The 25,529-nt window shown below is 46.9% G+C and carries 27 protein-coding genes; 4 read left to right on the forward strand and 23 right to left on the reverse strand.

Annotation, left to right across the window (positions count from 1 at the left end; all coding sequences use genetic code 11):
* Nucleotides 1-19 precede the first annotated feature (19 nt).
* Genes gspM through gspC form a run of 11 tightly spaced genes read right to left on the reverse strand, consistent with a single transcriptional unit; the run spans nucleotide 20 to nucleotide 10,483 of the window.
* Nucleotides 20-568, reverse strand: a complete 549-nt coding sequence (gspM, locus tag CWE13_RS05480) for a type II secretion system protein GspM (RefSeq protein WP_126806640.1) — start codon at nucleotides 566-568, stop codon at nucleotides 20-22.
* The gene (gspL, locus tag CWE13_RS05485) at nucleotides 565-1,767 is read right to left on the reverse strand and encodes a type II secretion system protein GspL (protein WP_157980934.1); all 1,203 of its coding nucleotides are present in this window, start codon (nucleotides 1,765-1,767) and stop codon (nucleotides 565-567) included. The genes gspM and gspL overlap by 4 nt, the downstream gene beginning before the upstream one ends.
* The gene (gene gspK / locus CWE13_RS05490; protein WP_126806644.1) at nucleotides 1,760-2,764 is read right to left on the reverse strand and encodes a type II secretion system minor pseudopilin GspK; all 1,005 of its coding nucleotides are present in this window, start codon (nucleotides 2,762-2,764) and stop codon (nucleotides 1,760-1,762) included. Before gspK ends, gspL begins: the two co-directional genes overlap by 8 nt.
* Nucleotides 2,761-3,375, reverse strand: a complete 615-nt coding sequence (gspJ, locus tag CWE13_RS05495) for a type II secretion system minor pseudopilin GspJ (RefSeq protein WP_126806645.1) — start codon at nucleotides 3,373-3,375, stop codon at nucleotides 2,761-2,763. The genes gspK and gspJ overlap by 4 nt, the downstream gene beginning before the upstream one ends.
* The gene (gene gspI, locus CWE13_RS05500; protein ID WP_126806647.1) at nucleotides 3,375-3,749 is read right to left on the reverse strand and encodes a type II secretion system minor pseudopilin GspI; all 375 of its coding nucleotides are present in this window, start codon (nucleotides 3,747-3,749) and stop codon (nucleotides 3,375-3,377) included. Before gspI ends, gspJ begins: the two co-directional genes overlap by 1 nt.
* A complete protein-coding gene (gene gspH, locus CWE13_RS05505; protein ID WP_126806649.1) occupies nucleotides 3,743-4,300 on the reverse strand; it encodes a type II secretion system minor pseudopilin GspH in 558 nt (185 codons plus the stop codon). Before gspH ends, gspI begins: the two co-directional genes overlap by 7 nt.
* An 8-nt stretch (nucleotides 4,301-4,308) precedes the next feature.
* Nucleotides 4,309-4,746, reverse strand: coding sequence for a type II secretion system major pseudopilin GspG (gspG, locus tag CWE13_RS05510; protein ID WP_126806651.1), 438 nt, complete (start codon nucleotides 4,744-4,746; stop codon nucleotides 4,309-4,311).
* 1 nt (nucleotide 4,747) lies between these two features.
* On the reverse strand, nucleotides 4,748-5,968 hold the full coding sequence (gene gspF, locus CWE13_RS05515) for a type II secretion system inner membrane protein GspF (RefSeq protein ID WP_126806653.1): 1,221 nt from the start codon (nucleotides 5,966-5,968) through the stop codon (nucleotides 4,748-4,750).
* 3 nt (nucleotides 5,969-5,971) lie between these two features.
* Entirely contained in the window at nucleotides 5,972-7,552 is a 1,581-nt protein-coding gene (gspE, locus tag CWE13_RS05520; protein ID WP_241973642.1) for a type II secretion system ATPase GspE, read from the reverse strand.
* A complete protein-coding gene (gspD, locus tag CWE13_RS05525; RefSeq protein WP_126806655.1) occupies nucleotides 7,549-9,642 on the reverse strand; it encodes a type II secretion system secretin GspD in 2,094 nt (697 codons plus the stop codon). Before gspD ends, gspE begins: the two co-directional genes overlap by 4 nt.
* 10 nt (nucleotides 9,643-9,652) lie before the next feature.
* Nucleotides 9,653-10,483 carry a type II secretion system protein GspC gene (gene gspC, locus CWE13_RS05530; RefSeq protein ID WP_157980935.1) on the reverse strand — a complete coding sequence of 277 codons (831 nt, stop codon included), beginning with the start codon at nucleotides 10,481-10,483 and terminating at the stop codon, nucleotides 9,653-9,655.
* A gap of 193 nt (nucleotides 10,484-10,676) precedes the next feature.
* On the opposite strand from gspC, the gene hslR reads away from it, so the two are divergent.
* Nucleotides 10,677-11,063 (forward strand): ribosome-associated heat shock protein Hsp15, encoded by a 387-nt coding sequence (hslR, locus tag CWE13_RS05535; protein WP_126806659.1) that lies wholly within the window; start codon nucleotides 10,677-10,679, stop codon nucleotides 11,061-11,063.
* A 20-nt stretch (nucleotides 11,064-11,083) separates the two neighbouring features.
* On the forward strand, nucleotides 11,084-11,953 hold the full coding sequence (hslO, locus tag CWE13_RS05540; protein ID WP_126806661.1) for an Hsp33 family molecular chaperone HslO: 870 nt from the start codon (nucleotides 11,084-11,086) through the stop codon (nucleotides 11,951-11,953).
* An 88-nt stretch (nucleotides 11,954-12,041) separates the two neighbouring features.
* Here the strand turns inward: hslO and der are convergent, their stop codons facing one another.
* The 8 genes from der to ndk all read right to left on the reverse strand — a co-directional run bounded on the left by der (nucleotide 12,042) and on the right by ndk (nucleotide 20,807).
* On the reverse strand, nucleotides 12,042-13,493 hold the full coding sequence (gene der, locus CWE13_RS05545; RefSeq protein ID WP_126806663.1) for a ribosome biogenesis GTPase Der: 1,452 nt from the start codon (nucleotides 13,491-13,493) through the stop codon (nucleotides 12,042-12,044).
* 132 nt (nucleotides 13,494-13,625) lie between these two features.
* Nucleotides 13,626-14,813 carry an outer membrane protein assembly factor BamB gene (gene bamB / locus CWE13_RS05550; protein WP_126806665.1) on the reverse strand — a complete coding sequence of 396 codons (1,188 nt, stop codon included), beginning with the start codon at nucleotides 14,811-14,813 and terminating at the stop codon, nucleotides 13,626-13,628.
* The gene (locus CWE13_RS05555; RefSeq protein ID WP_126806667.1) at nucleotides 14,810-15,430 is read right to left on the reverse strand and encodes a YfgM family protein; all 621 of its coding nucleotides are present in this window, start codon (nucleotides 15,428-15,430) and stop codon (nucleotides 14,810-14,812) included. The genes bamB and CWE13_RS05555 overlap by 4 nt, the downstream gene beginning before the upstream one ends.
* 12 nt (nucleotides 15,431-15,442) lie before the next feature.
* Entirely contained in the window at nucleotides 15,443-16,720 is a 1,278-nt protein-coding gene (gene hisS / locus CWE13_RS05560) for a histidine--tRNA ligase (protein ID WP_126806669.1), read from the reverse strand.
* Nucleotides 16,721-16,858: 138 nt separating this feature from the next.
* Nucleotides 16,859-17,974: a flavodoxin-dependent (E)-4-hydroxy-3-methylbut-2-enyl-diphosphate synthase gene (ispG, locus tag CWE13_RS05565; RefSeq protein ID WP_126806671.1), complete on the reverse strand. Its 1,116-nt coding sequence runs from the start codon at nucleotides 17,972-17,974 to the stop codon at nucleotides 16,859-16,861.
* A 41-nt stretch (nucleotides 17,975-18,015) separates the two neighbouring features.
* Complete coding sequence (locus CWE13_RS05570) at nucleotides 18,016-19,098, reverse strand: RodZ domain-containing protein (protein ID WP_126806673.1); 1,083 nt, start codon at nucleotides 19,096-19,098, stop codon at nucleotides 18,016-18,018.
* Nucleotides 19,099-19,153: 55 nt separating this feature from the next.
* The gene (gene rlmN / locus CWE13_RS05575; protein WP_126806675.1) at nucleotides 19,154-20,290 is read right to left on the reverse strand and encodes a dual-specificity RNA methyltransferase RlmN; all 1,137 of its coding nucleotides are present in this window, start codon (nucleotides 20,288-20,290) and stop codon (nucleotides 19,154-19,156) included.
* Nucleotides 20,291-20,375: 85 nt separating this feature from the next.
* Entirely contained in the window at nucleotides 20,376-20,807 is a 432-nt protein-coding gene (gene ndk, locus CWE13_RS05580; protein WP_007420715.1) for a nucleoside-diphosphate kinase, read from the reverse strand.
* Nucleotides 20,808-21,054: 247 nt separating this feature from the next.
* Here ndk and msrA point away from each other — a divergent pair, with 247 nt between their 5' ends.
* The gene (gene msrA, locus CWE13_RS05585) at nucleotides 21,055-21,618 is read left to right on the forward strand and encodes a peptide-methionine (S)-S-oxide reductase MsrA (RefSeq protein ID WP_126806677.1); all 564 of its coding nucleotides are present in this window, start codon (nucleotides 21,055-21,057) and stop codon (nucleotides 21,616-21,618) included.
* Nucleotides 21,619-21,649: 31 nt separating this feature from the next.
* Here the strand turns inward: msrA and CWE13_RS05590 are convergent, their stop codons facing one another.
* The 3 genes from CWE13_RS05590 to trmJ all read right to left on the reverse strand — a co-directional run bounded on the left by CWE13_RS05590 (nucleotide 21,650) and on the right by trmJ (nucleotide 24,285).
* The gene (locus tag CWE13_RS05590) at nucleotides 21,650-22,804 is read right to left on the reverse strand and encodes an IscS subfamily cysteine desulfurase (RefSeq protein WP_126806678.1); all 1,155 of its coding nucleotides are present in this window, start codon (nucleotides 22,802-22,804) and stop codon (nucleotides 21,650-21,652) included.
* An 87-nt stretch (nucleotides 22,805-22,891) separates the two neighbouring features.
* Nucleotides 22,892-23,374 (reverse strand): Fe-S cluster assembly transcriptional regulator IscR, encoded by a 483-nt coding sequence (gene iscR, locus CWE13_RS05595; protein WP_126806680.1) that lies wholly within the window; start codon nucleotides 23,372-23,374, stop codon nucleotides 22,892-22,894.
* Between the two features lie 185 nt (nucleotides 23,375-23,559).
* The gene (gene trmJ, locus CWE13_RS05600) at nucleotides 23,560-24,285 is read right to left on the reverse strand and encodes a tRNA (cytosine(32)/uridine(32)-2'-O)-methyltransferase TrmJ (protein WP_126806682.1); all 726 of its coding nucleotides are present in this window, start codon (nucleotides 24,283-24,285) and stop codon (nucleotides 23,560-23,562) included.
* Nucleotides 24,286-24,473: 188 nt separating this feature from the next.
* On the opposite strand from trmJ, the gene suhB reads away from it, so the two are divergent.
* Complete coding sequence (suhB, locus tag CWE13_RS05605) at nucleotides 24,474-25,274, forward strand: inositol-1-monophosphatase (protein ID WP_126806683.1); 801 nt, start codon at nucleotides 24,474-24,476, stop codon at nucleotides 25,272-25,274.
* An 84-nt stretch (nucleotides 25,275-25,358) separates the two neighbouring features.
* Here suhB and CWE13_RS05610 read toward each other — a convergent pair whose 3' ends face one another.
* Complete coding sequence (locus CWE13_RS05610; RefSeq protein WP_007420721.1) at nucleotides 25,359-25,520, reverse strand: DUF3545 family protein; 162 nt, start codon at nucleotides 25,518-25,520, stop codon at nucleotides 25,359-25,361.
* Nucleotides 25,521-25,529: the final 9 nt, after the last annotated feature.

Raw genomic sequence — 25,529 nt, forward strand, 5'->3', positions numbered from 1 at the left:
TGCTCAGTTGCGAGATTTTCTAAGCACGAACTAATAACCGCCGTACACGAACTACACCCGCTTCATTCGTTTCGGAAATATCTATCGCTTCAATTATCACTTGCCGTTCGCTTAGGCGCGCTAAAAATTGAATAAGGCGATTAAAATCGGCTTCGTTAAACACCAGCAATAGTGATTCGTTTTGTGGCTGCATACGTGCCACATCAAGCTCAAGTTCATTTGCAAGAGTGGTTACGACGCCGCTTAACTGTGCCGTATTCACCGCACCAGGCCCCTGCTGTTGGTTTCCACGGGCCTGCAACACTTGTGCTATTTGCGTTTCTACATAACGCTTGGTGTTGTATTCATTTGCCAAAGCAGCTTCAGCGCGCATTTCTCGCGCTTGCAACGGTTGCCAAATACCAAACCACAAAATAGCGAGCGCAATCACAACAACCATTACCTGCAGCATTTTTTGTTCGCGAGGCTGTAAACGCTGCCAACGTTGTAATGCTTGTACTTTCGCTTTTGTGAGCTGCGGTTCGGTTTTCTGACGGAGAGGCGCTACCCATTGTTTAAACTTACTCATACACCCACCCTAACGATAATCGTGCCATTGATCTGGCCACCTCGGCTGGTAAGTTGTCCTTGATCTACTTCCAAATTCTGTTCCCGCGCAATTCTAGAAAACTGCTCAAATGATTGAAAGTTCTCACCGTTAGCCTGCATTCGTAGCTCGCCTTGAGTATGATCATACTGCAGCATGGTAAGTTCGATAGGTACGCCATTAAATGCTGGTTTTAATTGCTCAAGTATCCGTAGCACTTGGCCAGGGTCACCCGCACCAGACGCTCCTACTTGTTGCGCAAGCTGGCTGCGAATATCAACAATTCGTGTACTCTCAGGAAAGGTTTGCTGATAAAGCCGCTCATATTGCGTTTTCACAAGCGCGGCTTCTCTTTCTAACTCAACAACACCCATCCATTCATTCACCAACAAAACCGCCATAAAAATAGCAGCAGCAATACCTGGGAACTTCCAATGGCTATAATCACTTGAACCACCCGAATGCAGCTGATAATCGCCCTGCAATATGTTTACACCTCGCGCATGTTCGCCAACCGCGAGTTGCAAAGGCAGTGCTGGATCGTGTGCAATTAACGGTGCCGGCGGTTGCGGCCACTCAATTTCGCCATAAGCCGAAATTTCAGTGAGCACTTCGTGTTCTTCCGGTTGCATACCCATTGCTAATTCGGGCTCAAGAACAATCCCACGCCAAGCATCCTGCCGAATAACCCACTCTTTGCCGAACGCGCCTGGAAATGCAGCCATGCTCCAAACATTTTCCTGCAACGGTAATAAAAATATATCAGGGTAAATCGCTGTGGTATGTAAGCCTGCGCCAGCTAGTTGGCTTAGCCAACGCTCTACTTGATCACGACGCACAACAAAAACAGGAATTGGACTTTCTTTGGTGAGTACTTCTGGCCAGAAAAAATGTAGCTGATCGATATCTTCCGCAATCTCATCTTCGAGCGCATACGGAATCACGCGATCGAGGTGACGCCGAGATTTTGCCGGTAACTCGACTTGGTGAAAGCCAATAGCCGCCGAGCTCACATAAACACGCAACGATCGATTCTGTGCTTTCTCGCTCAACTCATTGAGCTGCGCTATATCGCTAAGCTCGCCGCTAGCAACTACATGGGCTTCATCGCTGTGCCAAACTAACCAGCTCACTGGGCCTGTTGCCCCAGCTGGTAAGCGAATAATTAATTGTTCATTCATCTTGTTCGTATCCTCCACGGGACCGATGCAATACATGGGCAGAGCCGTTTAAAATGCGCAATTGGCTAAATCCGTAATACTCAAGATCACCATATTGCACTTGTGCCTGCAATTCAAAATAACTACTTGTTACGGTAAGCTGATCCAATTCATTTAACGTTGTGCCACTACCCACTAAATTCTGAATCTCACCTTGTTGCCGAATGGCATCTACATCGGCATAACCATCTTCCGGACGAGCGCTTAAAAGCCCCTGCGCGGCATTGATATCAAGTTGCCCGCGAAAAAATGCCATCACGATTTCAGGCTGGGTTTCGCTTACCGTATTCAAATTGAGTTGCCATTCCGTTACTGCTGGAATCACACATACATAAGGCTTTATTAGCTGATAAACATCACGGCTATAACCTACTATCTGACGCAATTCAGAGATGTGCGAAAGCAGATTATTACCCGCCTGATAAGGTTGCGCGAGCGATTCGTAATCCGGATCTTCAGCACCCAATGAACTATGTAATTCGCTATTTTTATCAAGCCAATCAATCAAGGTACTGCTTAACCGCTCAGCAGTAAATTCATCTATCTCTAGGGCTGCCAACAATGCGCGATACTGCTCTTGCGCCAACAAAAACTGAGCATTGCTTGGATCGTCCGTGTACAAACTATTCAGGTTAAAGCAACTATGCAAATCACGAATTCGCCCGGCAATTAAGCCCCCGCGAACCGGATACGGCCCCTGTTGCGTAGCCCAATTCTGCCCTAAATTCGTGTGCCCATCGGCTTCCCGAAGCTCAAGCAGTAGAACTTGCCGCACTAGCGCCTCTGCACTCATCCAATGCCAATAGGCTTGTTCGGCATAATCACTACTGGCAATTCGAGCCACTTGTACTCGCAAACGGCTACTCATTTGCATGGCTAAAACAGCAACTAAGGCTACTACCAATAAAACAGTAATAATGGCGAACCCACGTGGTTGCGAGTGCGAACGAAACTTCATGGCAGCGCCTCTGGCTTATCGCCCGAGGTAAGCAACCAGCGTTCAATCACGCCATAACTTTCAAGTTCAATACGCACAACCACAAGATCAGGAAAACGATTCGGTTGATCCCAAGTATCGTGATCCTCGCCTGCATCCTGAAAACTTACTTCCAAAGATTCCACACCAGTGAGCAAATCTTGCACTATTTGGTCACCGCTAACATCATCTACAAACGGCCGGTAAACGCGCTGTAAAACACCCTCACGAACCCGATAAACAACGGGCTGTAACTCACTGCGGGGCAACATCATATCGGGGTTACTCCAGCCTGCCCGTACAAAAGCTAAGCCACCACTATCACTATCGATCAAATCCGCGTCGTTACTTATATAAAAATTCCGACCTTCCTCCGGGAGTGCGCGCACCTGCCGAATTACCATCTGCCGTACATCGCGGTCTAGGGTTACCATCGCGAACTGCAACTCACTCAGTTGCTCGTGACGCGCCTTGCTCACGCGCTCTGAATCTAACATTTGTGAAAGCACCATAGCGCTTACCAAACCAATGATGGCAAGAATGGCCATTGCCACCATCACTTCGATTAACGTAAATCCGCGCGCTTTTTGCATTAGCGCCGCCCCACGTAGGAACTTAGTTCAGCCACAACAGGTCCATCTTCCCGCTCACGAACCATAACCGTTACTTCACGCAAATCATCCGTAACGGTTTCTAATACTCGTTGTTCCCAAAACCATTGCTTACCCGCCATTTCAACGCTGCCAGTTTTTTCGTTTTTTGGGGGCCAATCTTCTTTATCGCTGTTCCCGTGTACTTGCGCTAAGCGGTTACTGGCTACTTGTTGGGCAAAATAACGCGTTTCAAGAATGCTGGTACTGCGTAATTGTTCGGTAGCAACATTCAGAGCTGCAAGCGCGGCAATTGAAAAAATCACCAGCGCAAACATGGTTTCTACTAATGTAAACCCTCGGTTTGCAGCTACCACCGCCCGCGCTCCTCCAGCTTTAACTGAATACCGCTGCGGCCATCAACCGCAAATACCGAAGCGTTCATATCAGTACCACTAAATACGAGCGTAAACGGAACAAACTCAGTGCTTTCAAAGATCAAGATAGTTGGCCGTGGCACTTCTTCATCTGGATTTTCCCGGCGCACATCACGGCCGAAGATCGAATCACGATCATCTTCCATATTGTCTAACAAGCGAAAATCGCCCATTTCAAGTTCGAGGGCTACCAGTTCCGGCGCCGTTACTGGGGCAAGTGGTGCTTCCGTTTGCAGTTGCCATTTTTGCTCGTGCCAACGATAAAACTTGTAGCTGTTGCCAGTAACTTCTATGCCATAAACATAGTTACGCAATAACGCTTGCTCGCGGGCATGGTGAATTTGCTGCAAAAACTGCTGTGCCGAATCTTCAGCCGTATTTCCGAACCGTTGGCTTGGTAAATTCAGTACAACTACCATAGCGGCGACGCCAATAATTAAAATGGTCATCATCACTTCAATTAAGGTGAAGCCGCGGTCGGTTTTAGCCATACAACTGATTAGTTCTCTTCTCGATCGTGCATATTCCAATTGCCAATATCATCTTCGGTACCGGGCTGCCCATCTGGCCCCACACTAAAAATATCAAAACGGCCATTTTGCCCAGGGCTCAACAACCGATACTCATTTCCCCACGGATCGGCTGGCAATCGGCGAATATAACCGGCTTCTGGATAGCTACGTGGCTGAGGGTCACCCTGAGGCTTCGTTACCAGCGCTTCCAATCCCTGCTCTGTTGTGGGGTACACTCCATTTTCAGCACTGTACATCACCATCGCATTTTCGAGGGCCGTGATATCAGAAATAGCTTTCTGCATGTCGGCCCGCTCTCGTTGGCCTAAAAATTGCGGTACAACTAATGTCGCCAGAACGCCTAAAATCACGATGACCACCATCATCTCAACCATAGTGAAGCCACTTTGATGATTATTTTTCATTTTACCCACCTGCTATTGTGTTAAGCGCTAATATTGGCAGCATGACTGCCAATACAATAAATAAAACTACAAATGCCATTGTTACAATGAGCAATGGCTCGAAAACTTTTAAAGATATGTTCACCACTGCGGAAAACTCATTGTCTTGATTATCTGCGCAGCGACGCAGCATTTGTTCTAATTCACCACTTTTCTCACCTGCCGCTATCATGTGTAACATCATCGGAGGAAATAGCTTACTATCGGCTAGAGCCGCCCGTAAACTGCTTCCTTCGCGTACCCGATCAGAGGCAATTTCGACAACTTCACGCATCCGCAAATTACCTAATACCGAACCGGAAATTCGCAAACCCTCTAAGAGTGGTACAGCCGAAGCTGCGAGAATACTCAATGTACGAGCAAACCGGGAAGTATTCACAGTACGCGCAAGATTTCCAATAAACGGCATATGTAGCAATCGTTTGTGCACCATGTAGCGATACTTTTCAATCTGTAGTAGGCGCTTCACCGTAATAAAGGCAATGATAAACGCGAGCAATATGAAAATACCGTAGCTACTTAACACATCGCTGATCACGATAAGAATTTGCGTAATCAGGGGTAATTCTTCACCTAGGCTATCAAACTGCTCAACAATTTGCGGAACCACCACCGCTAAAAGAAACGCCACAACACCAAAGGCAACAACTGAAAGAACAATCGGATAAATCGCCGCTTGCGTAATTTGGCTATTCATCGCTTGCCGCTGTTCGGTGTAATCTGCCAACCGATTTAGTACTTCATCCAAATGGCCCGATTTCTCACCCGCGCCCACCATGGCACAAAACAAATCATCAAAAACGCCGGGGAAATCACGCATACCCTCGGCCAAACTGTACCCTTCCACCACTCGGCTACGAACCGACATCAACATCTTTTGCAACCGCGGCTTATCTGTTTGTTCGGCCACCGCCAGCAAAGCCTGTTCAATCGGTAAAGCGGCTTCAACGAGGGTAGCGAGCTGGCGCGTAATCAGCGCCAAATCATGGGTTTTGATTTTTCTTTGGAAAAGTGAACGTTTGCGCGAGGTACCTTTTTCTTCAGCGCTCGCTGCTTCCACACTGAGTGGCAATAGCCCCAACTCTCGCAATTGCGCACGAATTTGCCGCTCGGTATCAGCCTCGAGAACGCCGGTTTTCTTGGCACCTTGCTTATCCAAAGCCTCATAGGAATACGCTGGCATCGCTTATTCCTCGCGAGTAACGCGGAGGACTTCCTCAAGCGTAGTTTTGCCGGCGATAATTTTATCGCGGCCATCTTGACGAATTCCTGGCGTGTTTGTTCTTATATACCGCTCGATAGCTTGTTCGCCATGGCCGTTATGCACTAATTCCCGCACTTTATCATCAACCACCAGCATCTCGTGAATACCCGTTCGGCCACGATACCCGGTGTGATTGCATTTCTCACAACCCCGAGGGCTATAAATTTCCGGTGGATTATCTGCGCTTACACCGAGTAATTCGCATTCTTCCGCGCTTGCTACATGTAGCTGCCGGCAATCCTTACACAAAGTACGCACTAGGCGCTGTGATAACACGGCCAATAAACTCGAGGATAATAAGAATGGTTCGATACCCATATCTTCTAAACGGGTTATAGCGCCTGCCGCGGTATTCGTGTGCAATGTTGATAACACTAAGTGGCCCGTTAATGAAGCTTGCACGGCGATTTGTGCCGTTTCGCCATCACGAATCTCACCCACCATCACCACGTCGGGATCTTGCCGTAAGATCGCACGTAATCCGCGAGCAAAGGTCATATCAACCCTAGGGTTAACCTGCATTTGCCCAACCCCTTCAAGGGCGTACTCGATAGGATCTTCTACCGTGAGAATATTGCGATCTTTGGTATTAATTTCAGAAAGACCCGCGTAGAGCGTGGTACTTTTACCTGAACCCGTTGGCCCCGTAACCAAAATAATGCCATGCGGCTTATTAATTAAACTCGAGAAAATAGTGCGGTTTGCATCGGTCATGCCGAGCTCGGTTAAATCAAGTTGCGCGTTGTTCTTATCTAACAAGCGCAACACCGCTCGCTCGCCATGGCTTGATGGCATAGTAGACACACGCACATCTACCGCTCTACCCGCAATTAACAACGAGATACGGCCATCTTGTGGCAAACGTTTCTCGGCGATATCTAACTGTGCCATAACCTTAATACGAGATACTAACAGGCTCGCCAGTTTTCGATGTGGCCGCAATATTTCGCGCAGCACACCATCGATACGAAACCGAATGACCAAATCTTTTTCGAACGTTTCGATGTGGATATCTGAAGCGCCTTCCTTGATAGCTTCGCTCAACATCGCGTTAATCAATTTGATAATAGGTGCATCATCTTCGCTATCGAGCAGATCTTCCGTTTGCGGTAACTCTTCGGCTAATGAAAATAAGTTCACCTCGTTACCGATATCTTCCATGAGCTGCTTCGCTTCCGAAGAATCGCGTTGGTAAGCTTGGCTTAACAACACTTCAAAATCTTGCGTAGTATGCGCCTGTACTTTGAATGGTTTACCAAGCAAACGCCGCACTTCATGCAAGGTTTGTGGGCTCGGCTGGCTGCGGCTATTTAAAACCGGCTGGTCATTTTGATACGTGAGTACAACGCCATAGCGCTTGGCAAAAGCATAAGGTACACGTTTGTGCCCTCCTGCAGCTGATGCTGCCGGTGCTTCAGTAATCTGTTCATCGGGTAGCTGTTGAATGGCATCACTAGTAGCCTTTGAAATACCCGCTACCGGTGATGCTTGCTGTTCGCTCATCGCTCGCCTCCAGCCTCCGCTTCGCGGCGCATATCCTCAATTTCACGACGCCACTCATCTAAGAAGCGCTGATATTCAGGTGGTAAATCGGCATCATCTTCCCACTCAGGTAATACTGGCACTGTATCGTCGCTACGTAACGAAATACCGCGTTCACGCTGATCAATTTGTTGCGCTCGCATGTAGCTGTATTTACGCTGGCTCAGTTGGCCCATCGTTGTATCGTCGCGAATAATGGTTGGCCGAATGAAAATCATCAAATTTCTTTTCCGGGTAGACACACTTGTTGATTTAAACAAGTGCCCTAGCAACGGAATATCACCCAACAATGGAACTTTAGAGAGGCTTTCTTGCACATCTTCATCAATTAAGCCGCCTAAAACGATCGTTTCTCCATCGCGCGCCAACACTGTAGTGCTGAGTTCGCGTTTGTTAAAGGTTACATCAACACCGGTAGAGCCCGCTAAACTTGATACTTCTTGTTCAATAATTAATTGAACCGCATCACCTTCATTAATTTGCGGCGTTACCCGTAAACGCACACCAATTTCCCGGCGGTCGATGGTTTGGAATGGATTATCATTATTTGAACTCGCCGTTGCCCCCGTTAACGTAGGCACTTCTTGGCCTACTAGAATATTAGCCTCTTGGTTATCCAAGGTAGTAATACTCGGTGCTGATAGAATATTTGAGTTGGTAGTCGTTGCCACCGCTTGCACTACGGCAGCCCAGCCATCTTGCACGGTGCCAAACAACAAGCCATTGGCATTGCCAAGAAGGTTCGCTAGTAGCGAGTAATCACCTGGGCGGTCCGGCTCACGTGTTGTAAATTCATTACCTGCATTATCCACTCGCGTTGTTTCCGCACCTTCTTGGGTACGTGCCGCTTCTACAGCCACTCCCAATTGCCCAATTGGTACCATTTGGCCGTTACTGTGCTGCATCAAACCAATATCTTCACTGGCCCACTGAATTCCGAAATCGGTGCCATCGCCTTCGAAAACTTCAACGATAATAGCTTCTACCAATACTTGTGCTCGGCGGATATCTAGTTGGTTTACAACACCTTCTATCGAACGGATAACATCCGGTTGAGCCGTAACTACAAGCGCGTTAGTTGCATTGTGCGCTTCAATACTCACGTTACCGGCTCTTCCTTGGCTGGCTCGCGCAGCACCACCCGAGTTTGAACCGGTCGCTGCAGCGCGCTCTTCGGCAATAATGGTGTCGGTCATGCCGCGTAGCAGATCTACCATTTCTTCAGCTTTGGCATACTTCAAATAGAATACCCGCGTGTTACCGCTGGTTTGCATTTCAGTATCGAGTTGACGAATAAGCCGAATCACGCGTTCACGCGATTCAGGCTGGCCGCTTACGAGTACTCGGTTGGTACGTTCATCCGCGGATAATCTTGGTACACGCATCTCTGGTGTATTTGAGCCTTGCTGTTGGAACACGCTTTGGGCTATACGTACCATCTCCGAAGCCGAGGCATACTCCAATTGAACCACTTCAACTTCAACATTACCGGCACGATCTACGCGTTGCACAATTTCCGCCAAGCGGTTTAACACTGCCGCTCGGCCAAAAAGCATAACCACGTTTGAAGGATCATAGGTTGCCACAATACCGCCATCCGCTTGTGTATTAAACTGGCGTAAAAGCGGACCAAGTTCTCTTACGGTAATGTTCTGTAACGGTATAACCCGCACCACCCACTCATCACCGCCAAAACTTGCATCTTCAACAATCGGAACTGCTTCTGAACTAGCATCACGAGAACGAATAACTTTGAGAACGTCGTTGTCCATGCGAATCACTGCATAACCATAAACGTCCAGCACGTTCAAAAAGAAACTGTAATATTGCTCTCGGTCCATAGAATAGTAACTACGCACATTAATTCGGCCACGAACCTCAGGATCAATAATGATGGTTTCTTCCAAATTTCGGCTTACCGCCTGAATAAATTCGTTGATATCGGTGTTTTTAAAGCTTGCCGAAAACTCTTCTTGCGATATCGCCGTGGATGGAACCCAAGCGAGGCTCAGTGCAAACGTTAATCCAAAAAATCGAGATAAAATGCGCATGTAAAATTACCTATTCATTAGGAATGCTAAATTCCAGCTCAACAAGATCACCGTCTCGTAAAACCACAACTGTGGCGCTGGTAAGCGTTTGTATTTCATTCATAATAACCAATGCTTCTGCCGCATTCGTTAGATCATAACCATTTAATGTCACGGCTATATCGCCACTTCGGAAACCCGCTTCATTAAACAGTTCAGGATTTGTTTTCGGCGCTAGGCGATAGCCTATAAGCTCACCATCTTCTTGTGCAGGGCTAATATTAATTAGCTCGCCAATATTCGCATACGTTACTTCATCCAAACGGGCTGGCGCAGATGATTCTGCTGGTCGTGTTGGCGAAGACGTTACGAGTGAAAGGCCCCCGGAGGCTCCATCCCGGCCATCGAGTAACAATGTTTCTAAACGACCATTATTTTCAAGAATAATTCGATCCGCATAAATTTCTTTCACAATCGCGCGGCTAGATGCAATGGTTTCATCAATCACGTAGGTATTCTGATTACTGCCTTGCTCAATAATGGCTGCAGAACGCGAAGGATCACTTGCAGTTGTAACGCCTACTAACCGAACATTAAGGGTTGTTTCTGGGACATCGTCGCGTCGCTGTGAGGCCATTGGCGCAGCTCCACGCTCACCGAAAAGATTGAGTTGGCTAATTTGCTCTGGACGAATTCGGCCTCGAGTTTGCTGATTTGTACTTGCTTGCGGCGAGAATACAGCGTTCGCAGTGTTAACTGGCGTAATAATACGCCACGTTATCGCTGCGGCATGCCATGCTGCGATGAGCAACAATACAACACCGATCACCGTAAGTAGTTTTTTCAATAAACCCTGGCTCACACTAAAAGAAAGCCTTGTGGGAAAAGTACTTCTCATTGTTTTACTGCCTAATCGGCTATTAAATTTTTGTTATAAGAAATTGCATTCTAGCCTGCTAAGGCTTCAACAACAATGCCGATACAAGTAAAAAAGTGTTTCAAAAAATGATACTCTAGTTACGTTACTTTTGAACCTATTATTAGAAGGCTTTGGTATGTCTGATTCAGCACCTGTTCGCCTCGATAAATGGCTCTGGGCAGCGCGATTTTTCAAAACTCGAGGTTTAGCGCGCGCCGCTGTGCAATCGGGAAAAGTAAGTTATAACGGCCAGCGTAGCAAGCCCGCTAAAGCAGTAGAGCTTGATGCTCAGCTTGTTGTGCCCCGAGGCAACGAGCGCATGGAAGTGATTGTTCGCGGCATCAGTGAACACCGCCGTAATGCAACCGAAGCGCAAAAGTTATACGAAGAAACCGCTGAAAGCGTTCAGAAGCGTGCCGAAATGGCAGAGGCGCGGAAACTCAATCAAATGTATAATCCGCACCCAGATCATCGCCCAGATAAGAAAGAACGGCGCGAACTTATTAAGTTTAAAAACCAATAGACCAAGTTACAGGAGCTCGTATGAGCCTTATCAACGATTCCATTGCCCGTTTTGCTTTTAGCGACCATGATGTACGCGGCGAAATTGTGCGGTTGCAAGATAGCTACAAGCGCTTAATTGCTGGCCACAACTACCCCATGATAGTTCAGCAATTACTCGGTGAACTCATGGCGGTTACAAGCTTGCTAACGGCTACCCTGAAATTTGAAGGCCATATCAATGTTCAATTACAGGGAAATGGTCCGTTGAATTTTGCTACGGTTAACGGTAGCCATGGCCAAGCACTGCGCGGGGTTGCGCGGTTAACGAGTGAGCCTGAATCTAATTCCTTTCGTGATCTTGTTGGCGAAGGCGCATTTTTAGTGATTACCCTTACACCTGAGCACGGTGAGAAATATCAAGGTATGGTAGCCATCGAGAGTGACTCACTCGCAGGCGCCATTGAAAGCTACTTTCTGCAATCAGAACAGTTGCCAACGCGTATATGGTTATTTGCTGATGCCGAAAAAGGCCAGGCTGCCGGGCTATTTCTGCAGGTTTTACCCGCGGGTAACAACACCGATTCCAGTTTCGAGCATGTAACGACTTTGGCCGCTACCATTACCGCAGATGAGCTTTACAGCTTATCAACAGAAGAAGTGCTGCATCGGCTATACCACGAAGAAACCATTGAGCTATACCCGGAAAAACCAGTTAAGTTTTATTGCGGTTGCTCACGTGAACGTACCGCCTCTGCGCTTCGTAATGTTTCTGCCGATGAGCTACACAAAATACTGAAAGAAGATGGTGAATTACGTTTAACTTGCGATTATTGCCTAACAGATTATGTGTATACCCAATTTGATATTGATGCATTAAATGCGCATTCCGCGCCTGAGCAAACACAGTAGTCCAGCTGGTTTTAATCAGCGCAGGTTTAAACACAAACAAAAAAGGCGTTGCTCTCAGCAACGCCTTTTTACCATCAGAACTCGATGCTTATTTCTTAACAAACCGCATCATCCGCTTGCGCTTACGCTGTTGCGATAAAGTAAGGTTATTTTTCTTTCCAGCAAAAGGGTTTTTACCCTCGCGGAATTCCACTTTTATCGGCGTACCCATCAGCTTCAATGAACGGCGGAAGTAATTTATTAAGTAGCGCTTATAACTATTCGGCAAGTCTGTTACTTGGTTCCCATGCACAACAATCAGCGGTGGGTTATAGCCACCGGCATGCGCAAATTTCAGCTTCACCCGACGACCACGTACCAATGGCGGTTGATGCTCATCTTGCGCTGATTCCATAATCCGAGTTAGCTGCGCGGTACTTACACGTTGTGTAGCACTGGCGTATGCTTCTTGCACTGATTCAAATAGATGGCCAACGTTGGTGCCATGTAATGCAGAAATAAAATGTAACCGGGCAAAATCAACAAAACCTAAACGGCGATCAAGCTCCGTTTTAATCCACTCACGAGCATCGTTATCAAGGCCATCCCATTTATTCACGGCAATCACAACTGAGCGCCCTGCATTCAACACAAAGCCCAGTAAGTTCAGATCCTGATCGCTAATCGTTTCCCGAGCATCAATCACCAGAATAACAACGTTAGCGCCTTCGATCGCTTGCAGTGTTTTTACTACGGAATATTTTTCTACCGCCATATCAATACGGCCACGGCGCCGAACACCAGCGGTGTCAATGAGCACATATTCGCGGCCTTCCCGTTCCATCGGGATATAAACACTATCACGTGTAGTGCCTGGCATATCAAACACAACCACACGTTCCTCACCTAGAATTCGGTTAGTTAGTGTTGATTTACCCACGTTGGGCCGGCCAATAATCGCCAATTTGATGGGTTGTGCCTGTAATCTGGCAATTTCCGCTTCGGCATCCGCTTCCGTAAGCTCAGTTGCTTCGGCTTGCTCTTCACTCGCCAACATATCCGGAAATTCATTCGCAAGTGGATCTAATGTGGCCTGCAATAACTGGGTAACACCGCGCCCATGGGCCGCAGCAATTTGCCAAATCTCACCTAAACCTAAGCTAAAGAAATCAGCTGACGCCGCATTGCCATCAATACCATCAACTTTGTTTACCACTAAGTGAATTTTCTTATTTTGCTTACGCAAATAATCCGCTATAAATTCATCGGCTGCGGTAATACCATCTCGGGCATCCACTAAAAATAAAACTACATCTGCTTCATCTACCGCTTGCAGCGATTGCCGAGCCATCATTAAATCGAGCCCTTCTTCCTTGCCATGAATACCGCCGGTATCCACCACAACGAACTTATATTCTTCATAATGGCCTTGGCCATACTGACGATCGCGGGTTAAGCCTGGAAAATCTGCAACCAGTGCATCACGGCTTTGGGTAAGCCGGTTAAATAATGTTGATTTGCCCACATTTGGGCGTCCAACTAATGCAACCACTGGTAACATTTATGTGTCCTCATTAAACTAAAATACGCCTGAGGGCGAAAAAGCACCTCAGGCGTTCATCGGCAACTGCTTGTTAATCTCGGCCTTGATACCTAAACCGGAACGCTATGTTTAAGTTATTAAGCGAGCGGATTAACGCGCTTGTTGGCTAATTGCGTAAATTTTTCCGTTAGCATCTTGCACGATTAGATTCTCACCGGCCACTTGCACAGCACCTTGAATGGCAACATCTTCATCTAATTCTAAACGCCCAACTAATCGGCCATTTGTACGATTAAACCAATGTACATAACCGAACCGATCACCGGATACTAAATACGTACCCATTACTGCCGGCTCTGTTAAGCTGCGATTAAACAAATCGGTATTGCGCCATAGTTCGATACCATTGCTACGGTCAATGCTTAACAAATGGCTATCTTGATTCACCAATGCAATTCGCGTGCCCGCTTGCACCGGAGAACGCCATGCGCCGTGATTTTGCTTCCACACGGCTTCACCTGAACGTAAATCAAGGCTTACTAATTCACCGTTAAATGCACTCATGTAAAATGAGCCGCCAATAACTAAAGGCGAACCATCAATATCCACTAAGCGTTCTAACTCTGTTGCGCCCGATGGTGTTGCTAAACGCTCTTCCCAAGCCAACTGGCCAGTAGCACTCAGCAGAACAACCGCTTTACCGGTGGCAGTACCGAAAATCACACCACCACTGCTAATTACCGGTTGCGATACGCCCCGCAGTGATAACAACGATACTTCTTCTTCATGGGTCCATTGGAGCTCACCGGTTCTTGCCGAAAGCGAAACGATGTAGCCACTACCTAAATGAGAAATCACTCGGCCTTCACCAACAGCAGGTGCGGCAAGAACTTCTCCTGGCACTTTTTGTTCCCAAACAACTTCACCGTCATCCGAGTTTAATGCTGTTATTGTGCCGTTTTCAGAGCCGATAAATAACAGCGAGCCAGCCGCCGTAATACCACTAATTCGCGCACTCTCGCCACGAAACCAACGATTGAGTATGCCTGTACGGCCGCCTAAGCGCTGTGTCCAAATACGATTTCCGTTGGCAGCATTCATCGCGACCACTAACCCATGTCGGTCAGCCGCATAGATTACATCATCTTGAATCGCTGGTGTTAAGCGCGAGTAATGCCCTTCACTACCACTGCCAACTTTACTTTCCCATACCACAGAGCCATTAACTTCTGGTGTAATATTGGTAAGTTCAGCATAAGTTGGACCTTCGGTAGACGAACATGCCGCTAAAAAAGCTACTGCAGCAAATGCACCTAACCAACGTTTTAATACCATCATTCTTGACCCGCCAAATTATCAATTTTCATTTGCAGATAAGGTGAAGCGCTCTCACCTTGATTCGATGCCGCAATTTCATAGGCATCGCGCGCAGCTGAGAAGTTCCCTTGCGCAAATTGCAAATCACCGCGCAATTCACTAACTAAGCCTTCAAACGCGGCGTTGGTTACTGCATTTAAATGCGTTTCTGCACCACTAAAGTCGTCGTTGGCAATGGCAATTCGAGCTAACCGTACCCGAATAATTGCTTGCAGCTCGCTTACTTGAGTTGATTCAAGCGCGTTATTCAAGAAGCCTTCAGCACCTTCCAAATCACCGGTGTTAATCGCCAATTGCGCTAACTGCATGAATGCCAATGCACCTTGCTCTGAACCCGCAAGTTCAGCGGCTACTGATTCCGATTGCGCAATCGCTTCCGCGCCATCCGATAACTGCAATGAGTCCATCATGTTTTGATAACTTTCAGTGCGTTCTTGCGCTGCAGCTAGCTGATTATCTTGATAGTAGCGCCAGCCAAATAAAGAACCGAGCCCAATAACTAAGCCCGCTACAACCCAAGGGCCGTATTCTTTAATAAAGGCTTTTATTTGTTCAACTTGTTGATCTTCGTTTTCCACTGATTTTTCCTCTTATTCTACTACCAAGGTATTCAATACCTCGACAAGTTCAGCAAACGCTAAGGTTTCTTGCGGCTTATCATTCCGCAAGTATTTTACGGTAACACGTTGTTCGGCAACTTCATCAGCCCCCAATATCAACGCAATTTCGGCACCACTTTGATCGGCGCGCTTTAACTGTTTGGCAAACTTCCCGCCACCGCAATGCATTTGCACACGCAATTTAGGAAGTGTGTCACGAATTTGTTCGGCAAGCGCCATAGCAGGAAGTTCCGCAACATCACCAACAGCAGCAATATATACATCAACTTCACGCGGAATAGAGAAGGTTTCAACGTGCTCGAGCATAAGCACTAAGCGCTCTAACCCCATCGCAAAACCTACCGCGGGCGTAGCTTTCCCACCCAACTGTTCCACCAATCCATCATAACGGCCGCCAGCACAAACCGTACCTTGTGCACCCAGGCTATCGGTTACCCATTCAAACACCGTTCGGTTGTAGTAATCTAAGCCGCGCACTAAGCGCTCGTTATGCACATAGGCAATACCGGCAGCATCAAGCCGAGCACATAGGCCTGAGAAATGAGATTTTGATTCCTCATCCCAATATTCGCTCAATTTAGGAGCCGCTGCGAGCATTTCTGCCATAGCCGGATTCTTTGAATCAAGCACACGCAACGGATTGCTTTCTAATCGACGAATACTATCTTCATCGAGCAACTCGCGGTGTTCACGTAAGTAAGCCGTGAGCGCTTCTCGATAATTAATTCGTGCAGCGTTGGATGCTAGAGAATTCAACTCAAGCTGTAAGTGCTTCTCAATGCCGAGTTGCTTCCACAAACGAGCGGTCATTAAAATCAGCTCTGCATCAATATCCGGACCATTCAGGCCGAAAACCTCTACGCCTACCTGATGAAACTGGCGATAACGGCCTTTCTGTGGGCGTTCATGACGAAACATGGGGCCGATGTACCAAAGCCTGCGGGTTTGGTTATACAACAAACCATGTTCATTCCCAGCGCGCACACAACTTGCTGTACCTTCAGGCCGCAAAGTAAGGCTATCGCCATTGCGGTCATCGAACGTATACATTTCTTTCTCGACGATATCGGTTACTTCACCAATAGAGCGTTTGAACAAATCAGTTTGCTCTACGATCGGCATCCGAATTTCGCTATAGCCATAACCAGCAAGCAGTGAACGAATCACCTGCTCAAGCTGCTGCCAGCGCCCACTCTGCTCCGGAAGAATATCATTCATTCCGCGAATGGCTTGAATCTGCTTTGCCACAGTTGCTGTTTTCCTATATTAAAAAGGCGGTTGCCAATGACACCCGCCACTTTCTGCAAAATAATGCGCGTATTATACGTGTTTACAGCGCTCTGCGAAAGAATACTCACGCGAAGCGAACGCAATCAGATTGATGAATTAAATATTGATAACGTTGATTGGATCTTCTTTTTCTTTGCGCGCAACATAATCTCGAATTTGCGCTTCTAAATCATCAACAATGGAATGGTTATCGATACGTAGTTTTTGTCGCTGCCCATCCATGTAAAAGCCACTTTTATTCTTCGCTCCAGCAAGACCAATTTGCGCAACCAGTGCTTCACCGGGGCCGTTCACAACACAACCTATAATTGATACATCAAGTGCTGTTGTAACATCTTCTAACCGTTGCTCAAGTGCATTCACAGTTGAAATAACATCAAATTCTTGCCGTGAGCAGCTAGGGCAAGCAATAAAGTTAATACCGCGACTGCGAATACGCAGTGATTTCAAAATGTCGAAACCCACCTTCACTTCTTCAACCGGATCCGCCGCTAAGGAAACCCGCAAGGTATCGCCAATACCTTCATTCAAGAGCATGCCTAAGCCTATCGCTGATTTTACCGCACCGGCTCGCATACCCCCAGCTTCGGTAATACCTAAATGCAAAGGCTGTTCAATTTGTTTGGCCAACAAACGATAGGCATCCACTGCCAAAAATACATCAGAGGCTTTAACACTTACTTTGAAGTTTTGGAAATCGAAACGATCCAGAATATCTACATGGCGCATCGCAGATTCCACCAGCGCGGCACCCGTAGGCTCACCATACTTCTCTTGAATATCCTTTTCTAACGAGCCCGCATTTACACCGATTCGAATGGGAATGTTTTTATCTTTAGCTGCATCTACCACCGCACGAATGCGATCTTCATGGCCAATATTACCCGGGTTAATGCGCAGGCAATCCACACCATACTCAGCCACTTTAAGCGCTATACGGTAATCAAAATGGATATCTGCTACGAGCGGCGTTGATACTTGTTGGCGAATTTTTTTAAACGCCTCTGCGGCATCCATAGTTGGCACAGATACCCGAACAATATCAGCCCCGGCAGCAACCATGCGTTCTATCTGCGCCACGGTAGCCGCTACATCATCAGTAAGGGTGTTCGTCATTGATTGCACCGCAATCGGGGCGCCATCACCAATCGGCACATCACCTACATATATACGGCGGCTTTTTCGGCGAGTTATTGGAGAATGATGGATCATGATGTGAACTGCTCTTTGCTATCAATCGTTAGAATAAAAACTTAGCTACGTGGTAGCGTAAAACGAGCAATACGCCCGCCACTAAACTCACTTAAATCTACCCGCTCACCGCGAAAATACACAGCTACCACACTTGGTGCGCCAAGGGTTAAATCATACGGTGCGGTGCCATCGAGCGGCATAGTATAACCACTTTGTTTGACGCCGTAAGCTATCGCCTCACCTGTATCGTCCTCAATACGAATCCAACTATCGCCAGAGAACACCAATACCAATTCGCCTTGGCTCGCAGGGTCGGTGTTTTCACTCTGCTCTTGAATCGTATTTATGCTAGGCGTATCGCCAGCAGGGTCATTATCGGCCGCTTCGGCTGTTGTATTTGCGGAATCATCGACGTTGTTCGCTACCAAAGTGCGGGTATCAAGAATGGGAGCCACAGGGGTCCCACTCCCCTCGCTCTCACTCTCAGGGCCAGGCGCACTTGCGGCGGTTTCGGCAGCTGTATCTACTGTTGTTGGTTCTAACTGCTCTAAGGTACTTTCGTTTTCCCCACTATCAACTGCGCCCAATTGATCGTTGTCAGGCTGCAGCCCTTCTATGTCAGCGGTATCATTTCCCGTAGCTGAATCGGTAACTTCAAACGATGATTCGATATTACTCGAACTGGCTTGATCACGATCGTCCACAAACTTCTGCCAAACAAATACCGCAACGGAGCCGATTAAAATCAGCACAATGATCCAAGTAACCAACATCAAACGATTATCTTGGGTTTCAATACTGGTTTTCCGAGAGAAGCTCTGCATTTGCCCCTTGGGCGCTTGGTCACCGATAAGGTGTTCGTACGCTGCAATTATCTCGGTTTCATTTACTTGCACCAGTTTTGCGTAGGAACGCAGATAACCGCGGATATAGGTGCCACTTACATGAGCAGTGAAAACGTCGTCTTCAAGTTCTTGAATTTGTTGCTGGCGTAAGCGTAGGCGATCGGCAACTTGGCCAACCGAAAGTCCCATATTTTCACGTCCTAAGCGCAGCAACTCACCTGGCGTAGGGCGCTGTGATACAAGCTCTTCTACAACTTCTGGTTGCAGATCTTCGTCTGATTCATTTTTATTTGTCATGATAGATTGAGATTCACTACGTTTATGCTATCCATAGCCATGTTCGCGTACGTTCTTAACCGACCACATTAACTTGGATCGGTTCCCCAGATTTGTTTTTTTCTTGGCGCTTCAACAACCGTTTCGTGCGATCTACAACATCACCAACGAGCTGGCCGCATGCGGCATCAATATCATCGCCGCGCGTTTTCCTTACAATAACGGTATATCCGTGTTCCATCAACACTTTAGAAAAACGGTCGATGCGTGAATTACTCGAACGCCCATAATCCGAACCAGGAAACGGGTTGAACGGAATTAAATTAATTTTGCTGGGTGTATCTTTTAATACTTCAGCAAGTTCATGGGCGTGTTCGGTAGAATCGTTCACATGATCAATCATCACGTATTCCACGGTAACTTTCGTTTGCGCCTTCGAGGCTTCGACATAGCGTCGAGATGCCGCTAAAAATTCAGCTATTGGATACTTTTTGTTGATTGGTACAATTTCATCACGCAATTTGTTATTCGGAGCATGCAACGAAATCGCCAGTGCCACATCTACTTGTTCACGAAGCTGATCCAATGCTGGCACTACGCCGGAAGTACTCACGGTAACACGGCGTTTCGATAAACCATACCCGAAATCCTCCAACATTAGCTGTAATGCTGGCACAAGGTTTTTCATATTGAGTAATGGTTCGCCCATACCCATCATAACTACGTTGGTTACCGGCTTTACGCCAGTATCGCCGTATGAACCCAAAAGTTTGTTCACCCGCCATACTTGGCCGATAATTTCAGAAACTTTTAAATTCCGGTTAAAACCTTGCTGGCCGGTTGAACAGAACGTACATTCCAAAGCACAACCAACTTGTGAGGAAACACATAGCGTGGCGCGATCCGCTTCTGGAATCCAAACGGATTCCACTTCTTGACCGTCACTCAGCTCCATCGCAAATTTAATCGTACCGTCAATCGATTCTTTTTGAACCTTAATTTCGGGTGCTTTAATCTCCGCGATTTGCTTGAGTTTTTCTCGCAAACCTTTATTCAGGTTTGTCATGTTATCGAAATCATCAATGCAATAGTGGTATATCCACTTCATTACCTGATCCGCACGGAATGGCTTCTCCCCAAGCTCAGCAAAGAACTTGCGGATCCCCTCTCGGTTCAAATCGAGTAAGTTAACTTTCTTTATCGTGGTTTCCATTGCATTGACCTCTCTTGACATGACTACAAACATAGTCAAAAAAGGGGCATTTAGCCCCTTTTCTATCACGCATTTCGCTCAAAACTTAGCGAGTGCGTGAACAAACTTCTTCATCAGAGAAGAAATAAGCGATTTCACGAGCAGCAGATTCAACTGCATCAGAACCGTGAACTGCGTTCTCATCGATAGTTTCAGCAAAATCAGCACGCAAAGTGCCGGCAGCTGCTTCTTGTGGATTAGTAGCGCCCATGATTTCGCGGTTCTTACGAACTGCATCTTCACCTTCCAACGCCATTACAACGATTGGGCCTGAAGTCATGAATTCAACCAACGCACCAAAGAAAGGACGTTCGCTGTGCTCTGCATAAAAGCCTTCAGCTTGTTCTTTGCTTAAATGCATCATTTTCTGACCTACGATACGTAAGCCTGAAGTTTCAAAACGATTAACGATTGCGCCGATCACGTTTTTAGCAACCGCGTCAGGCTTGATGATGGAAAGAGTGCGTTCCAAAGCCATTGTATACTCCTGGTAAAAGTGGGCTCCGCAGAGCCATTCAAAGTGGTTAAAAAAGACGCGCGGATTATACGTGATTTACAGCGAGTTTCCCAGTAAATTTCAGTTTCCGCTAGTACGCCGAATGATCTTGAAAATATATTTACACGTTTATATTTCGCTTTTGTGTATTCAGCTATTGGCAAAACAGCTAATCTGATGTAGTTTAGACGTCCAGATGGTTATTTGATTCTCTTTTATCGAGGTATTTATGGCAGGTTTATTTCAGGAAGCAACCCTTGCTGGTGGCTGCTTCTGGTGTCTGGAATCAGCTTTTAACCAACTACAAGGCGTTGAAAAAGCCAGTTCGGGTTATGCCAACGGTGATGTTGCTAACCCGACCTACCGACAGGTTTGTAATGGTGATAGCGGCCACGCCGAAGTTATTCGCTTGCGCTACAACCCAAGCGAAATTAGCTTTCGAGAAATTTTGGAAGTGTTTTTTGCCTTGCACGATCCAACACAACTTAACCGTCAAGGGCATGATATTGGAACCCAATATCGTTCAGGCGTGTTCTATCACAACGATGAGCAACGGCTAACCGCGGAAGCGATTATTCGCGAGATTGAGGCTGAGCAAATTTGGCCAGGTAAAGTAGTAACACAGGTAGAACCGATTCAAAGCTATTATCCCGCCGAGGATTATCATGAGAATTACTTTGAGCGGAATCCGGAAAACCAATACTGCCAGGCTGTCGTTTCACCGAAATTAGCTAAATTTCGCCGCACATTTGCCGCAAAACTTAAGCCTATTATTTCTGCACAAGCAAGCTAACTAGGCTTTAAACGCAAACTCGCTTGTGGGTTTAATCGAGTTCCCGCAAGCGAGGTACAACATTTCGTAATAGCTCAACGGCATAATCCAGTTCTTCAGCGGTAGTGTAATTACCGATACTGAAGCGAATGGAGCTATGTGCTAATTCATCACTAAGGCCTATAGCTCGGAGCACATATGAAGGCTCTAAGCTGGCCGAAGTGCATGCGGAGCCCGATGACACTGCCAACTCTTGTAACGATAGCAATAATTTCTCACCATCAACTGCGGTGAAGCCAACATTCACAATGCCGGCCACGCGAGTGTTTGTGTCTCCGTTGATTCGAGTTCCAGGGATTGCGAGCACTTTGCTGATAAAATTATCGCTGAGCAGCTGAATACGCTCCGCGTTATTTGCAAGCTCCTGTTTGGCAATCAGTGCAGCCTTACCTAACCCAGCGATTTGATGCGTTGCCAATGTTCCGGAGCGCATGCCACGCTCATGGCCACCACCGTGCATTTGTGCTACCAATTGGGTGCGCGGCTTACGGCGCACATATAGCGCGCCAATGCCTTTTGGTCCATACATTTTATGCGCTGATAACGAGAGCATATCAATATCTAACTCACGGACATCGATGGGCATCTTGCCGGCACTTTGCGCCGCATCAACATGCAAAATTACATCATGCTCTTTACAGATTTGCGCGATTGCTGGGATATCCTGAATAACGCCGATCTCATTATTTACCTGCATCACACTGAATAAAATTGTATCGCTGCGAATCGCTGCATGTAGCGCAGCTAAATCTAACAAGCCGTTTGCTTGCACATCCAAATAGGTTACGGTAAAACCACGACTCTCTAATTCTTTGCAGGTATCTAGCGTGGCCTTGTGTTCAGTTCGTACTGTAATCAGGTGCTTGCCTTTTTCTTGATGAAACTCGGCCGCACCTTTTAGGGCCAAATTTGTTGCTTCTGTAGCACCTGAGGTAAATACAATTTCACGAGGATCAGCATTCAGGAGCTCCGCCACGTGCTCACGCGCTTCATCAACAGCCTCTTCCGCCTGCCAACCAAAACGATGAGAACGAGAAGCAGGGTTTCCGAAAATGCCATCAAAAGTGAGATATTGCATCATAGTGTCTGCTACACGAGGATCCACCGGCGTTGTAGCGGCATAATCAAGGTAAATCGGAAACTTCATCAAACGGTTCCTCGTTCGGGCAGGTAAGGTGCTATCACTTAATAAATCGCAAAAGCAGAGAAAATTGCACCTTTATTTAACCAATAGCTAGATCTGTAAATTCAGTTCAATTTTATGTTCTTGATTTTCGCCGTAGTGTTTTTTCTGCCGTGCCGCTAGCGCTTGCACATCTTGTTGCGCAACTAATTCAGCAAGTGTAATCGCAGAAAGAAACTCATCAATGCGTTCGCTCAAATTAGACCATAAAGAATGAGTCAGGCAACGGGTGCCACCATGGCAATCAGATTTTCCTTGGCAGCGCGTGGCATCAATACTTTCATCTACTGCATGGATAACCGCGGCTACAGAAATCTCACTCGCTTCTCTACCCAACTGATAACCGCCGCCAGGCCCGCGCACACTGCTAACAATGCCACTACGGCGCAAACGGGCAAACAATTGTTCCAGATAAGAGAGCGATATGCCTTGGCGTTCAGAAATATCAGCCAATGGCACCGGACCTTTTTCTTTGTGCAAAGCGACATCAAGCATCGCTGTAACTGCGTATCGGCCTTTTGATGTTAATCGCATGCATTACCTCGTTATACCATTGCTTTCGTATAAGAAAGCTTACGCGTACTGCTTTAACCATGCTATTTCAGGAAATTAGTTCTGAAATTGTGGCTTCGGGCTCGTACACAGAGGGAGTTTACGCATGAAACTTTATCATTCCCGACTATTCCTATCAAGTATTTAACCTAGTAAAACACTCAAGTTTATCGCTTTGGCATTTGTTTCTCTAAAGACGACAACACACCACGTAAAATTTTAAGTTCATTTTCTTCCAAGCGGGTTCGCGTGAACAACCTACGAAGCTTCGTCATTACCGTGCCTGGGTGCTGCGGAATAATGAATCCGGAGTGCGTGAGTACTCGCTCCAAGTGCTCGTAAAAACTCTCGATCTCACGGTGATACGGATATTCTTGCTCGGTTTCTACCGGCTGAGATTGCGCAGCCAGAAATGCCATTCGCATTTCGTAGCTTACAGTTTGCACCGCCATCGCAAGGTTCAACGAGCTATAATCTGGATTCGCTGGAATATGAATGTGAAAATTACTCTGCTGGAGTTCTTCATTCGTTAAACCACTCGCTTCGCGGCCAAATACGATCGCAATTTTCGCGCCCGATAACCCCTCTTGAATGGCCTTTTCTCCGGCTTCACGTGGCGTAAGTTGCGGCCAATCAAGGGTGCGGTTACGCGCACTGGTTGCGAGCACAAGAGTACAATCTGCAAGTGCTTCCGCGAGAGTATCTACGGTTCTAGCATTCGCAAGAACATCGGTTGCACCAGCGGCTAAAGCTTGTGCTTTTCCTTGAGGTATCTCTTGTGGATCAACAAGCACAAGCTCTTGCAGCCCCATCGTTTTCATAGCACGAGCTGCAGAACCTATGTTCCGTTGATCGGTGGTACCTACTAACACAATCCGAATTTCGCTTAACATTCCGCAATTTCCATCGTTATATTGAAGCCATATGGCACGTGGCCGTGCAGCGTATAAATGCCATTCAACTGGCGTATAAAAAAGCGCTCAGATACTAGCACAGCGTGAGTTTGATTGCATCTGGATGCGAACATGCCTATAATACCGGCGAATTTTTCACCCGCTCTTTGCCAGTACAGGAAATTCCCATGCATGCAATTTTAAACATTGCGGTGCGTGCTGCTCGTGCAGCCGGCCGTGTAGCTATGAAATCATTCGCTCAGCCTGACCAAGTTGAGGTAAGCTCGAAAGGCTTACATGATTATGTTTCAAACATTGATAAAGCTTGTGAAGAAGTGATTATCAGCACGATTAAAAAATCGTATCCAGATCACGCCTTTCTTGCGGAAGAATCAGGTGAACACGGTGCAAAAGGGGATTACCTGTGGGTAATCGATCCAATCGATGGCACAACCAACTACATTCGTGGTATTCCACACTTCTGTATCTCTATCGCACTTACCCACAAGGGTATAACGCAGCACGCTGTTGTGTATGATCCTGTGCGCGAAGAAATGTTTACCGCAAGCCGCGGTGCTGGGGCTCAGCTCAATGGTTACCGGATTCGTGTTGGTGGTGGTAAAGATCTTGATGGTGCTTTACTTGCTACCGGCTTTCCATTCCGCATGAAGCACTTACTACCTGAATATCAGGCGGTATTTAATAAATTCTTCGAACAAACGGCCGATATTCGCCGAGCGGGATCCGCGGCTTTAGATTTAGCTTATGTTGCCGCTGGTCGTTACGATGGCTTCTTCGAAGCTGGCTTGAAATATTGGGATACTGCTGCAGGCGAATTGTTAGTACGCGAAGCCGGTGGCGTTGTTACCGATTTCGGCGGTGGCACCAACCACAACAATTCCGGGAACATCGTTGCTGCTACGCCGCGGGTATTACAAACCATGGTATCGCAAATGCGGCCTTTGTTATCAGCGTCAATGCGCAAATAACCGTAACGCTGAACTCATTTCCAAAAAAACAAAAACGCCGCACTTAAAAAATGCGGCGTTTTTTTGTTTAGAACCCGAGATAATTTAAAACTCTAAATCGTCTGTTTCTAAATCATAACAGTAGTCGATATCTGTTAATTCCTTTTCGAGGCGTTGGCGTTCTTGAATTGCTTCGATTTCCCGCCACTTCCGCTTTGCTGCCCGACCCTTACTTGATTTCTCAGTATTGTTGAGTTCGTCGTTCATGGGATTCCC

Source organism: Aliidiomarina shirensis (genome assembly GCF_003987345.1).
GTDB lineage: Bacteria > Pseudomonadota > Gammaproteobacteria > Enterobacterales > Alteromonadaceae > Aliidiomarina > Aliidiomarina shirensis.